General features: G+C 57.9%; 9 protein-coding genes. 6 read left to right on the top strand and 3 right to left on the bottom strand.

Annotation, left to right across the window (positions count from 1 at the left end; genetic code table 11):
* Window positions 1–92 precede the first annotated feature (92 nt).
* The 3 genes from GRPL_RS07850 to GRPL_RS07860 are packed head-to-tail and all read right to left on the bottom strand — an operon-like array spanning window position 93 to window position 4,783.
* Window positions 93–1,727 carry a glycerol-3-phosphate dehydrogenase/oxidase gene (locus GRPL_RS07850; protein WP_050500323.1) on the bottom strand — a complete coding sequence of 545 codons (1,635 nt, stop codon included), beginning with the start codon at window positions 1,725–1,727 and terminating at the stop codon, window positions 93–95.
* A gap of 54 nt (window positions 1,728–1,781) precedes the next feature.
* A complete protein-coding gene (locus tag GRPL_RS07855) occupies window positions 1,782–3,311 on the bottom strand; it encodes an FGGY family carbohydrate kinase (RefSeq protein ID WP_032696287.1) in 1,530 nt (509 codons plus the stop codon).
* Window positions 3,308–4,783 (bottom strand): MFS transporter, encoded by a 1,476-nt coding sequence (locus GRPL_RS07860; RefSeq protein WP_032699981.1) that lies wholly within the window; start codon window positions 4,781–4,783, stop codon window positions 3,308–3,310. Before GRPL_RS07860 ends, GRPL_RS07855 begins: the two co-directional genes overlap by 4 nt.
* A 330-nt stretch (window positions 4,784–5,113) precedes the next feature.
* Here GRPL_RS07860 and GRPL_RS07865 point away from each other — a divergent pair, with 330 nt between their 5' ends.
* From GRPL_RS07865 to patD, 6 genes are all read left to right on the top strand, one after another.
* On the top strand, window positions 5,114–6,526 hold the full coding sequence (locus GRPL_RS07865; RefSeq protein ID WP_032687886.1) for an aminotransferase-like domain-containing protein: 1,413 nt from the start codon (window positions 5,114–5,116) through the stop codon (window positions 6,524–6,526).
* Between the two features lie 304 nt (window positions 6,527–6,830).
* The gene (gene ydcS / locus GRPL_RS07870; RefSeq protein WP_032699980.1) at window positions 6,831–7,976 is read left to right on the top strand and encodes a putative ABC transporter substrate-binding protein YdcS; all 1,146 of its coding nucleotides are present in this window, start codon (window positions 6,831–6,833) and stop codon (window positions 7,974–7,976) included.
* A 17-nt stretch (window positions 7,977–7,993) separates the two neighbouring features.
* The gene (locus tag GRPL_RS07875; RefSeq protein ID WP_032687884.1) at window positions 7,994–9,007 is read left to right on the top strand and encodes an ABC transporter ATP-binding protein; all 1,014 of its coding nucleotides are present in this window, start codon (window positions 7,994–7,996) and stop codon (window positions 9,005–9,007) included.
* 1 nt (window position 9,008) lies between these two features.
* Window positions 9,009–9,938, top strand: a complete 930-nt coding sequence (locus tag GRPL_RS07880) for an ABC transporter permease (RefSeq protein WP_032699979.1) — start codon at window positions 9,009–9,011, stop codon at window positions 9,936–9,938.
* The gene (locus GRPL_RS07885) at window positions 9,928–10,734 is read left to right on the top strand and encodes an ABC transporter permease (protein WP_032687882.1); all 807 of its coding nucleotides are present in this window, start codon (window positions 9,928–9,930) and stop codon (window positions 10,732–10,734) included. Before GRPL_RS07880 ends, GRPL_RS07885 begins: the two co-directional genes overlap by 11 nt.
* A gap of 22 nt (window positions 10,735–10,756) precedes the next feature.
* Window positions 10,757–12,181, top strand: coding sequence for an aminobutyraldehyde dehydrogenase (gene patD, locus GRPL_RS07890; protein WP_032687881.1), 1,425 nt, complete (start codon window positions 10,757–10,759; stop codon window positions 12,179–12,181).
* The last annotated feature ends 114 nt before the right edge of the window (window positions 12,182–12,295 follow it).

Below are 12,295 nucleotides of genomic sequence, written 5' to 3'. Positions count from 1 at the left end.
GACCTGACTTTGTGCGGCCCAGCCCGGTGGCGTGTGGACGCCGGCAAGATAATTGCCGCGGTTATAACCACGCTTAATCGCTTCTTTACTGATCATTCTGCGCTCCCCATAAGGATGGATTTTTCATGTTTAACGGCGGCCCGGTAGGCGGCAATTTGCTGCGCAACGACTGCCGGGGCCAGGTTGAGTTCCTGCTGTAAGAGTTCGCCGACGCGGTCGGCGGCGGCGGCCGAGGCATCCCGCGCCATCAGCCGGGCGCGTAAGCGACGTGACAAAATGTCGTCGACGCTGCCGGCCAGCTCATGGCGAATGGCGTAAACCACTTCGGCTTCGGTGTAAGGCAGACCGGCAATAATCGGCGTGTCTAACCCCGGGTTGGCGTGGATGAGGTCGCTGACAAAATGGGCTTCGGCGCCATAACGCTCACCGAGATGGGCAGAGAGCCCGCCGGAAGCGAGAATTGCCTGCGGATCGTAGCCAGCGGCCCCAAGTAAAAAGGCGTTTTTGGTGGAGCAGGCGCGTTTGCGTCCCAGCAGTTTCGCGGCCGTATCGACGGTCTGCTCCGCCATATGCCGGGATGTTGTCAGTTTGCCGCCGACAATCGTAATCAGGCCGTCCGGCGCGACGTTAATTTCGTGATTGCGCTTCAGTTCCACGGTTTTTCCGCCGGGGCTGCCTATCAGCGGGCGGCAACCGGCAATACTGCCCACCACATCCTGCGCGGTGAGCTGGGTTTTGAGCGCGGAATTGGCACCATCCAGCAGAAAATCCAGCTCTTCCCGGGTGCAGCACACATCGTCCAGGTCACCGTCATAATCTTCATCGGTGGTACCCAGATAGGAGACATTGCCCCAGCGGGTAATGGTAGCGCGGCGTTTGCGCCCGGCGACGGGGATGGTGACCGTGCAGTCATTGCGAATTTTAAGCCACGGAATCGCGACATGGACGCCTTTTGCCGGACGGATTTGTAGTGCCGACGAGGCGCCTTTTTTCTGCCCGTCCCAGTCGCGCAGCCACACGCCGGTGGCCATAATCACCACCCGGGCTTTGACCGCGAGCTCATGCTCGTCGGCCAGGATCCGCACGCCGTTCACTTTGCCATGACCATCGCGGGTCGTGGCGATCACCTGAGCATGGTTCACCACCGTCGCCCCGTGAAATGCGGCGGTGCGTACCAGGGCCAGCGTCAGCCTGGCGTCATCGACTCTGGCGTCAAAGTACATAAATCCGCCGGAAAGCTGTTCTTCATTAAGCGTCGGGCAGTGGGAGAGCACCTCCGCCGGCGTGAGTTTCTGGTGCAGAATGCCTTCTCGCCAGCCGCCGGCCAGATCGTAAGTCCACAGCAGGCTCTCAAAGGCGGAGGCCATGCGTTTGTCGAAAATGCCGTTTTTATCCAGCACCGGAAACATAAACGGCAGGCGCTGAACCAGATGGCGGGCATTGCGGCGCAGACGCTGACGCTCAAGCAGCGAGTGGCGCACCAGCCCTAAATTCCCCTGTTCGATATAGCGCAGGCCGCCGTGGACCATTTTTGATGATTTGGACGAGGTGCCGGAGGCAAAGTCGTTCTTTTCCACCAGCGCCACGCGATAGCCACGCAGGCTGGCGTCCAGCGCGATGTAGGCGCCGGTGACGCCGCCGCCGACGATCAAAATATCAAAGGTATCGCTGGCCAGCCGGTCCAGCTGTTCTTCGCGCTGCAGGCGCAGCGGAGCGGTGTCGAACATCTCGCTGCGCGCTTTGTTGGCTTTACGGGACGGAAAAAAACTTCATCAACGCCTTTACTCCTGATTATGAGATGGGGTGGCGGCCGTGGCCAGCTCCTGGGCGATACGGCTCTCCCAGAGGGTTCGCTGCTGCCGGCGGCATTCACCATCTATGGATGGCATAAATCGACGGGCGACCTGCACGGTCTGACAGGCCGCGTGTAATGAGTCCCAGAGCAGACCGCCGGAACCGGCGAGAAACGCGGCTCCTCGCAGGCTGGCGCGCGCCGTTTCGGCCATTCTGAGAACCGGAATGCCGCTCAGATCGGCCTGAATTTGCATCAGGGTGTCGCTGTTGGACATTCCACCACCCACCACCAGTTCACTGACGCTGAGGCCGGTGGCCTGTTCGTTGGCGCGAATGCAGGCGGCCACCGAATGGGCGATGCCTTCGAGAATCGCCCGGGCTATCTGCGCGCGGGTGCTGGAGATGGAAATACCGTTGAGCGAGGCGCGGGCCTGCGGTTGCAGCACCGGAACCCGAAGCCCGGTTAGCGCCGGAATAAAGCTTACGCCGCCAGCGCTGGCGGTTTGCGCTGCCAGATCGCTGATCTGCTCCGGGGTGTCGAACCAGCCCAGATTTTCACATACCCAGTTAAGGGCGGATCCGCTGGTGGGGACGAAGGTTTCGACGGAATAGTGGGATTTCCCATGCTGGCGTCTGGCGGTCATCACCAGCGTGCTTTCACCGGCCTCGTGCAGTGCCGGGAGCTGGTCGCCAACCAGCAGATCGACAAAACTGCCGGTGCCGTGCATACACAAGGATTGACCGCGCGCGATGCAGCCCAGACCGACGGCGCCGGCAAACTGATCGCCCATGCAGGCCAGTACCGGCACGGCGATGCCGAGCAACGATTTTTGCGTGGTGCCGAGTATCTCCCCATCATCGACCAGAGTGGGTAACAGTCCGCTCGGGAAGGCCAGCTCTGCCAGCCACGGGGCGTAGTAACGGTGATCCCGTAGCTGATAGGCGCCGGCCGAGGTGGCATTGGTCGGCGTGGACAGACAGCGCCGCTCCTCGGTGAGATGCCAGAGCAGCCAGCTATCGATGGTCCCAAACATCAGGCGTCCGGCCCGGTGCGCCGCTGCGATCGCCGGGGTGTCGGCAATATGGCGGGCGGCCCACAGGTACGGCGAGCGAATCCCCACCGGACGGCCGGTGTGATTCAGCAACGGTTGGTCCCATTCGCCGGCTTTGTCCGCCAGTGTCCGGGCATAGCGAGCATCTTGCCAGACCATCGCCGGCACCAGCGCCTGGCCGCTCTCGCGATCCCAGAGTACGGCGGTGGAGCGCTGGGTGGCGATAGCAAGTGCCTGAATGCGCATGTTGCGGCTTTGCGCCTTGGCGATGGTCTTGCGACATACCGCCAGCGTCATAGTCAGGATCTCGTTGGCATCTTGTTCCACCACGCCGTGACGTGGGCTGATGACTCGAAGCGGGTGATATTCCAGACAGTGAACCTGTCCGTCCTGGCCGACGACCGCCGCGCGGGTGCCGGAAGTACCTTCATCAATCGACAGAATAACGTTTTGCGGTGCATTCATTTTGTGCCTCGGCCTGTTTCCTGCGCGACAGGCTGCAGGGGGGGATGGGATGGGGGTAAAAATTGCGGCGCGCCAGGTTCGTTATCCGGTTGGATCGTGGTGCGCGTCGGATCCCAGGAGATAACGAAGCAGACGATGCTGGCGCAAAGCGGGACGGCCGACATGATCAAAAAGGTCGACTGTAGCCCGTACATTTCACGAAAGATGGGGAAAACAAACAGACCGATGGCAGCGCCAATCGCCCCTAACGCGCCGACGATGCCGTTGGCTCCGGCGCGTAATTCGCTGCGAAAGGAGAGAGAAGACAGACTCTTACCGTTGGCGCCCGGACCGCCGGAATGAAACAGAATAAACAGAGCCGGTACCATCAGCGATACCCACAGCGGCATGCCGTCGCTGAACAAACCGAGAGTGAGCAGGACCAGAAAAGCGATGGCGAAGCCGATAGCGGAGGAGCGGCGCAGACCGAGACGACGACCGATCTCCGGTGACAGAAAACCGCCGACAATACCGAATATGTTAAAAAATAGTGAACCAAGCGTTGCGTAGACAAAGTTTTTACCGAACAGACTGGCGCTGATGACCGGGAGATACCAGCCCACGCCGAAATATTGAATCGACTGACAGATCTGTACCGTCGATGCCAGAATTGTACGAGGTAAATAGACACCGCGAAAAATAAGCAAAACGTTTTTAATTCCTTTTTGCGCCTGGCCAATTATCGGTTTTTGTTCGCTGGTGGGGGCGAGAATAAAACGATCGCCATATATTTTTTGCATCGCTGTGACCGCATCAGGCAAGCGCGATTTACGCGCTAACCACACCGGACTTTCAACCAGATAACGTATTTGCAGCAGCAAAATGATTATTCCGCAAAGCGCGGTTGCGGCCACCGAATAGCGCCAGATAGTATCGCCGACCTGCCATGAATAAAATAACAACGCCAGTACCAGATTTAAGCAGACGGCGACATACCAGACTCCTTGCCAGGTATTGAGCCGGCTTTTAAAGCGCGCCGGGGTAAACTCCGCGAGCAGCGCCATCGCCACCGCGAAATCCATGCCGTAGGCTATGCCCACAAAGAATCGGCCAGTAAGTATCAAATTGAAATCATGGGAGAAAGTGACGAGAATGGCACCGAGAACGGCACATATTTTTGCCGCAATCAGCGGCGTGACCCGCCCCCAGCGGTCGGCGATCCAGCCGCCGACGGGATTAAAAATAATGGCAATCCATGAAGAAAAAGAGGTCAGCATCGCCACGTCCGTAGCGCTTAGCTGTAAATCCCGGGTCATCGGATTGAGCCCGGCGCTTAATGCTGAATTAGAGAAGGCGTCTAAAAATAACCCGCCGAGTGCCAGCCACCAGATAATGCCGGCTTTACCTGTAATATTCGGCTGTGCATCGATAAACTGAATTATATCGTCAATGCCGCGAATATTTTTTTTGCTTGTATTTTTATGAACAGACATAGCGGTCCCCTTTGCAAATATTCGAAAGAAGGCCGCTACATACAGGAAAGGCAATGAGAGACCATCTTAATGAATGACAGATAGTCTCTAATCTAAAATCTGTAGGCTGAACTCTAGAGCGGTGAACGGCGGGTGTCAAAGCGCCGGGAAAGCTTTACGTGCAATTTGTGACATGTAACTCATTTGTTAAGCATAAGATCTAAAAAATAGCCAGTGTCGATAGCGTCGGGACCAGAAATCGGCGCGACCAGAGCTATAACAGTTTTTATAAACGGCTATTTTTTCATTGCTGATATACTATAGGCGCAAACCTGAACCGCGAGACTCCTCATGAAAAAGTATCAGCAGCTTGCGCAGCAGTTGACCGAACAGATTGCGCTCGGCGTCTGGCAACCCGGCGATCGGCTGCCTTCGCTACGCGAGCAGGTAGTTAGCAGCGGGATGAGTTTTATGACCGTCAGCCATGCCTACCAGCTGCTGGAAAGTCAGGGCCGGATTATTGCCCGTCCGCAGTCCGGCTACTACGTGGCGCCAAAACCAGTCAGACTCCGCCAGCCGCCACCGCCTGCGCAGGTGACCCGTGATGAAGCGGTGGATATCAACACCTACATTTTTGAGGTGCTGCAGGCCAGCCGCCGGGCTTCGATGCTGCCCTTCGCCTCGGCATTTCCCGACCCGCGACTGTTTCCGCTCCAGCAGCTTAATCGATCGCTGGCGCAGGTGAGCAAAACTGCGACCGCCATGAGCGTCATTGAGAATCTGCCGCCGGGCAATGATGAGCTGCGCCACGCGATTGCCCGGCGCTACGCGCTGCAGGGGATGAATATCTCGCCGGACGAAATCGTTATTACCGCGGGTGCCCTGGAAGCGCTGAATCTCAGCCTGCAGGCGGTGACGGAGCCAGGAGACTGGGTGGTGGTGGAAAACCCCTGTTTTTACGGCGCGCTGCAGGCGCTGGAAAGGCTGCGGTTGAAAGCGCTGTCGGTGGCGACGGATGTCAAAGAGGGGATTGATTTAGCCGCGCTGGAGCAGGCCTTGCAGAGTTACCCGGTTAAGGCCTGCTGGCTGATGACCAACGGACAGAATCCGCTCGGCTTTACGCTGAGTGCGGCGAAAAAGGCGCAGCTGGTGGATCTGCTGGCGCGCTATAACGTGGTGCTGATTGAAGATGATGTCTACAGCGAACTCTATTTTGGCCGCGAAAAACCGCTCCCCGCCAAATTCTGGGACCGGCAGGAGATGACGCTGCACTGCAGTTCGTTCTCAAAATGCCTGGTGCCCGGTTTTCGAATCGGCTGGGTGGCGGCCGGTAAACATGCCCGACGTATTCAGCAGCTGCAGTTAATGAGCACGCTCTCCACCAGTTCGCCGATGCAGATGGCGCTGGTCGATTACCTCTCTACCCGGCGCTATGACGCCCATCTCCGCCGCCTGCGTCGCCAGCTGGCTGAGCGTAAACAGCAGGCCTGGCAGGCGCTGCTGCGCCATCTGCCCGCCGAGGTGAAAATCCATCACAGCGACAGCGGCTACTTTTTGTGGCTCGAACTGCCGGAAGGGGCTGATGCCGGAGAGCTGAGCGCCAGGGCATTGCGCGATAACATCAGTATTGCCCCCGGGAAAATGTTTTCTACCACCGCCAGCTGGACCTCTTTTTTCCGCTTTAATACCGCGTGGGGCTGGGGAGAAAGAGAAGAACAAGGGGTTAAACGACTCGGCGAACTTATTCGTGAGCAGCTGAGCTGAAGATCTGAATTTTTATACGGCTAAACAGCCGCTGATGAAATAACTAAATATTATTATCAAGCCCGGCCGGTTAATATTTTACCGGCCGTGGTCATAGGAAATACGCATAGTCGTATCCTGCCTCTAACTCCTTGTCTATAATCCATATTGTTGCCAGGTATTCATCGATTTTTGTGGAATGCGCCCCTTGTCACAACCTGAATAAATTTCTCCGGGGGGCGTAAGTGCGCCGTCTATGGTTATTAAGGGAGATATTTTTACGGCACGGCTGCCGCTAATTTTATTGTGACAGGAGTAACACCCGATGAGCAAAAAAATTGCCCGTGGCAGCCTCTGTGCGCTGGGTATGGCGATCCTGACCGCGCAGGCCGCTGAACCGCCCGCTTCGCTGGATAAAGGAGAAGGCCGGCTCGATATTATCGCCTGGCCGGGCTATATCGAGCGTGGCCAGACGGATAAAAATTATGACTGGGTCACCCAGTTTGAAAAAGAGAGCGGATGTCAGGTGAATGTGAAAACGGCCGCCACTTCCGATGAGATGGTCAGCCTGATGGCGAAAGGAGGGTACGATCTGGTCACCGCCTCGGGTGACGCCTCCTTGCGCTTAATTATGGGCAAGCGGGTGCAGCCCATTAATACGGCCCTGATTAGCAACTGGTCTACCCTCGACCCCCGCGTTGAAAAAGGCGCCTGGTTTAACGTCGGCGGTAAAGTTTACGGCACCCCGTACCAGTGGGGACCAAACCTGCTGATGTACAACACCAAAATATTCCCGACGCCGCCAGATAGCTGGAACGTGGTCTTTGTCGAGCAAAAACTCTCCGATGGTAAAAGTAATCAAGGGCGCGTCCAGGCCTACGACGGGCCTATCTATATTGCCGATGCGGCGCTATTCGTGAAAGCCACCCAGCCGCAGCTGGGTATCACCGATCCCTACCAGTTGACCGAAGCACAGTATCAGGCGGTGCTGAAGGTGCTGCGCGCTCAGCATGGGTTAATCCACCGCTACTGGCATGACACCACCGTTCAGATGAGCGACTTCAAAAACGAAGGCGTGGTGGCCTCGAGCGCGTGGCCATACCAGGCCAACGGCTTAAAAGCCGACGGCCAGCCGGTTGCCACCGTCTTCCCGAAAGAGGGGGTGACCGGCTGGGCGGATACCACGATGTTACATAGCGACGCCAGACACCCGGTGTGCGCCTATAAATGGATGAACTGGTCGCTGACGCCGAAGGTACAGGGCGACGTGGCGGCGTGGTTCGGCTCGTTGCCGGTGGTACCGCAAGGCTGTAAGGCGAGCGCGCTACTGGGTGACAAAGGTTGCGAAACCAATGGCTACAACGAGTTCTCTAAAATTGCATTCTGGAAAACGCCGGTAGCCGAAGGGGGTAAATACGTACCTTACAGCCGCTGGACACAGGACTATATCGCGATTATGGGCGGCCGGTAATCGGCCGGAGGCAGAACATGACGTACGCGGTAGAGTTTCACAACGTCTCACGTTTCTATGGTGACGTTCGCGCAGTGGACGGCGTCAACATGGGGATCCGTGATGGCGAATTTTTCTCCATGCTGGGGCCGTCCGGCTCCGGCAAAACCACCTGCCTGCGGCTGATCGCCGGATTTGAGCAGCTCTCCGGCGGGGCGATTTCAATTTACGGGCACAAGGCCAGTGAGCTGCCGCCGTGGCAGCGCGACGTGAATACCGTCTTTCAGGACTATGCGCTGTTTCCGCATATGTCGATCCTCGATAACGTTGCCTATGGACTGATGGTCAAAGGCATCGGTAAAAAGGAGCGCCATTTTCGCGCGCAGGAGGCGCTGGAAAAGGTGGCCCTCGGCTTTGTGCACACCCGCAAACCGTCACAGCTCTCCGGCGGACAGCGGCAGCGGGTGGCGATTGCCCGTGCGCTGGTGAATGAACCGCGGGTGCTGCTGCTTGATGAGCCGCTCGGCGCGCTGGACCTAAAGCTGCGCGAGCAGATGCAGGTTGAACTAAAAAAGCTCCAGCAGACGCTGGGGATCACCTTTATCTTCGTCACCCACGACCAGGGCGAAGCGCTGTCGATGTCCGACCGGGTGGCGGTCTTTAATAACGGGCGTATCGAGCAGGTTGATGCCCCGCACGATCTCTATCTGCGTCCCAAAACCGCGTTTGTCGCCGGCTTCGTCGGCACCGCTAACGTATTTGATAGCGATCTTGCCGCCCGCCTGTGCGGGATGCGCGGGGTCTGGTCACTGCGACCGGAACATATTCGCCTGAACAGCGGCGGAGAAGTGCAGGTTCAGGGCGTGGTGCAGGCGGTTCAGTACCAGGGGGCCGCAACGCGTATCGAACTGAAGCTGGCGAATGGCGACAAGCTGCTGGTCAGCCAGGCGAACAGCGATGGCGGGATGGCATCCAGCGCGCCGCAGACCGGACAAACGGTGCTGGCTTCGTGGTCACGTTCGGCGATGGTGCCTTTGGAACAAGGGGGCTGAGATGACGATGGTCATTCCACGCGCGCCGTCCGGGCGTCTGTCCGGACTCTTCTGGCGCAGGCCATCGCTGGGCCTGTTCTTACTCCTGCTGGGTCCGTTAATGTGGTTCGGCATTGTCTATCTGGGATCGCTGCTGACTTTACTGTGGCAAAGCGTCTATACCTTTGATGATTTCACCATGTCGGTCACCACGGATCTGACGCTTGCCAACCTTAAAGCGCTGTTTAATCCGGCGAACTACGACATCATTGTCCGCACGCTGGTGATGGCGCTGTCGGTGACGATTGCCAGCGCGGTGCTGGCTTTGCCGATGTCGTGGTATATGGCTCGCTATACCCGCGGCAAAATGAAAGCATTCTTCTATATTGCCGTCATGCTGCCCATGTGGGCGAGCTATATCGTGAAGGCCTACGCCTGGACGTTACTGCTGGCGAAAGATGGCGTGGCGCAATGGTTTCTCGGGCATCTCGGGCTGGAGGGGGTGTTGAACCTGGTACTGACGATTCCGGCGGTCGGCGGAAATACGCTGTCGACCTCAGGCCTCGGCCGTTTTCTGGTGTTCGTCTATATCTGGCTGCCGTTTATGATCCTGCCGGTACAGGCGGCGCTGGAACGCTTGCCGCCTTCGCTGCTTCAGGCTTCCGCCGATCTTGGCGCCCGCCCGCGGCAGACGTTCCGCCACGTGGTTCTGCCGCTGGCGATCCCTGGCATTGCCGCCGGGTCGATTTTTACCTTCTCCCTGACGCTGGGGGACTTTATCGTTCCGCAGCTGGTGGGGCCGCCCGGCTTCTTTATTGGCAATATGGTCTATTCCCAGCAGGGGGCGATCGGCAACATGCCGATGGCAGCCGCATTTACCCTGGTACCGATTGTGCTGATTGCCCTCTATCTGGCGTTCGTGAAGCGCCTGGGAGCGTTCGATGCACTCTGAACGGGCACCGCTGTTCCTCAAAGTCGCCACCTGGGGCGGAGTGATTTTCCTCCATTTTCCGCTGCTGATTATCGCGCTGTATGCGTTCAATACCGAAGATGCCGCCTTTAGCTTTCCACCTCAGGGGCTGACGCTCCGCTGGTTCAGCGAGGCGGCAGGGCGCAGCGATATTATCGAGGCCGTGACGTTGTCACTTAAAATCGCCGCGATGTCGACGGCGATTGCGCTGGTACTTGGCACGTTGGCTGCAGGCGCATTATGGCGCAGTACGTTTTTTGGCAAAAATGCCGTGTCGTTACTGCTGCTGTTGCCGATCGCGCTGCCGGGGATTATTACCGGACTTGCGCTGTTGACGGCCTTTAAGGCGATTAATCTGGAACCTGGCCTGCTCACTATCGTCGTGGGGCATGCCACGTTTTGCGTGGTGGTGGTGTTCAATAATGTCATCGCCCGTTTTCGCCGGACGTCGTGGAGTCTGGTGGAGGCATCAATGGATTTAGGCGCAACGGGCTGGCAGACCTTTCGCTATGTGGTGCTGCCGAATCTGGGATCGGCGCTGCTGGCGGGAGGAATGCTGGCGTTCGCGTTATCGTTTGATGAAATTATCGTTACGACATTTACCGCCGGACATGAGCGGACCTTGCCGCTGTGGTTGTTGAATCAGCTGGGGCGCCCGCGCGATGTACCGGTGACCAACGTGGTCGCGTTGCTGGTGATGCTGGTGACGACGATACCCATTTTGGGTGCCTGGTGGCTTACCCGTGATAGCGACATGAGCGCTGAAAACAGTAAATAATTTATTTCTACAGGATAATGCTATGCAACATAACCTTTTGATTAACGGTGAGTTAGTGGCGGGTGAAGGCGAAATGGTGCCAGTATTCAATCCTGCTAATGGTGAGGTCATTCTGGAGATTGCGGAAGCCACGGAGGCCCAGGTCAACGCGGCGGTTGAGGCAGCGGATCGGGCTTTTGTCAGCTGGAGCCAGACGACGCCGAAAACCCGCGCGGACTCTCTGTTAAAGCTGGCGGAGGCGATTACCGACCACGCTGAAGCGCTGGCGAAGCTGGAATCCTTAAACTGCGGTAAACCGCTGCACTGCGTGATGAACGATGAGCTGCCCGCCGTCGCCGATGTGTTCCGCTTCTTTGCCGGCGCGGTACGCTGTCTGCCGGGCATGGCGGCGGGCGAATACCTGGAGGGGCACACCTCGATGATTCGCCGGGATCCGGTTGGCGTGGTGGCCTCTATCGCGCCGTGGAACTATCCGTTAATGATGGCTGCGTGGAAGCTGGCGCCGGCGCTGGCGGCCGGCAACTGCGTGGTCATCAAGCCGTCAGAGATTACGCCGCTGACGGCGCTGAAGCTGGCTGAGCTGGCCAGAGAGATTCTCCCTGCCGGCGTGCTGAACGTGCTGTTTGGCCGAGGTAAAACCGTGGGCGATCCGCTGACCGGCCATCCGAAAGTGCGCATGGTGTCGCTCACCGGGTCGATTGCCACCGGCGCCCATATTATCGGCCATACGGCTTCATCGATAAAACGCACGCATATGGAACTGGGCGGCAAAGCGCCGGTGATCGTGTTTGACGATGCGGATATCGATGCCGTGGTGGAAGGGGTGAGAACCTTCGGTTTTTATAATGCCGGGCAGGATTGTACCGCTGCCTGTCGCATTTATGCCCAGCAGGGGATCTACGATCGGCTGGTGGAGAAACTGGGCGCGGCCGTGGCTACGCTGAAAATTGGCCAGCCGGACGATCCCGCCACTGAACTGGGGCCGCTGAGTTCGCAGGCGCATCTGGAGCGGGTCAGCGCAGCGGTTGAAGCTGCACGCGCGTTACCGCATATCCAGGTGGTGACCGGAGGAAGTCAGGTGGCTGGCAAGGGATATTTCTATCAGCCGACGCTGCTGGCTGGCGCAAAGCAAGAGGATGATATTGTTCAGCGTGAGGTGTTTGGCCCGGTGGTCAGCGTGACGTCGTTCAGCGATGAAGATCAGGTGCTGGCATGGGCCAACGACTCGCAGTACGGCCTGGCTTCGTCGGTATGGACTCGCGATGTGGGCAGGGCTCATCGTCTGAGCGCGCGTCTGCAGTACGGCTGTACCTGGGTCAATACGCACTTTATGCTGGTCAGCGAGATGCCGCACGGTGGGCAGAAACTTTCCGGCTATGGTAAGGATATGTCGATGTACGGCCTGGAAGACTACACCGTCGTGCGTCATGTGATGATAAAGCATTGATGTGATGTTAAGTGGCTGTAATAAATTGTTTTTATATTCCAGCCACTTTTTTATGGGGCCTCTGTGGGACATTGAGGTCAGCATGACTGTTCAACAGGGCAATCTGATCGCCAT

This window comes from Klebsiella planticola ATCC 33531 (assembly GCF_000735435.1).
Taxonomy (GTDB): Bacteria; Pseudomonadota; Gammaproteobacteria; order Enterobacterales; family Enterobacteriaceae; genus Klebsiella; species Klebsiella planticola.
This window is presented reverse-complemented; position numbering and strand designations above follow the sequence as displayed.

What these genes read in the sequence shown, in the direction of transcription:
- GRPL_RS07880 (WP_032699979.1), top strand. Translation starts at nt 9,009, where the DNA reads ATGACGATGGTCATTCCACGCGCGCCGTCCGGGCGTCTGTCCGGACTC.
- GRPL_RS07875 (WP_032687884.1), top strand. Translation starts at nt 7,994, where the DNA reads ATGACGTACGCGGTAGAGTTTCACAACGTCTCACGTTTCTATGGTGAC.
- GRPL_RS07855 (WP_032696287.1), bottom strand. Translation starts at nt 3,311, where the DNA reads ATGAATGCACCGCAAAACGTTATTCTGTCGATTGATGAAGGTACTTCC.
- ydcS (WP_032699980.1), top strand. Translation starts at nt 6,831, where the DNA reads ATGAGCAAAAAAATTGCCCGTGGCAGCCTCTGTGCGCTGGGTATGGCG.
- GRPL_RS07860 (WP_032699981.1), bottom strand. Translation starts at nt 4,783, where the DNA reads ATGTCTGTTCATAAAAATACAAGCAAAAAAAATATTCGCGGCATTGAC.
- patD (WP_032687881.1), top strand. Translation starts at nt 10,757, where the DNA reads ATGCAACATAACCTTTTGATTAACGGTGAGTTAGTGGCGGGTGAAGGC.
- GRPL_RS07865 (WP_032687886.1), top strand. Translation starts at nt 5,114, where the DNA reads ATGAAAAAGTATCAGCAGCTTGCGCAGCAGTTGACCGAACAGATTGCG.
- GRPL_RS07850 (WP_050500323.1), bottom strand. Translation starts at nt 1,727, where the DNA reads ATGTTCGACACCGCTCCGCTGCGCCTGCAGCGCGAAGAACAGCTGGAC.
- GRPL_RS07885 (WP_032687882.1), top strand. Translation starts at nt 9,928, where the DNA reads ATGCACTCTGAACGGGCACCGCTGTTCCTCAAAGTCGCCACCTGGGGC.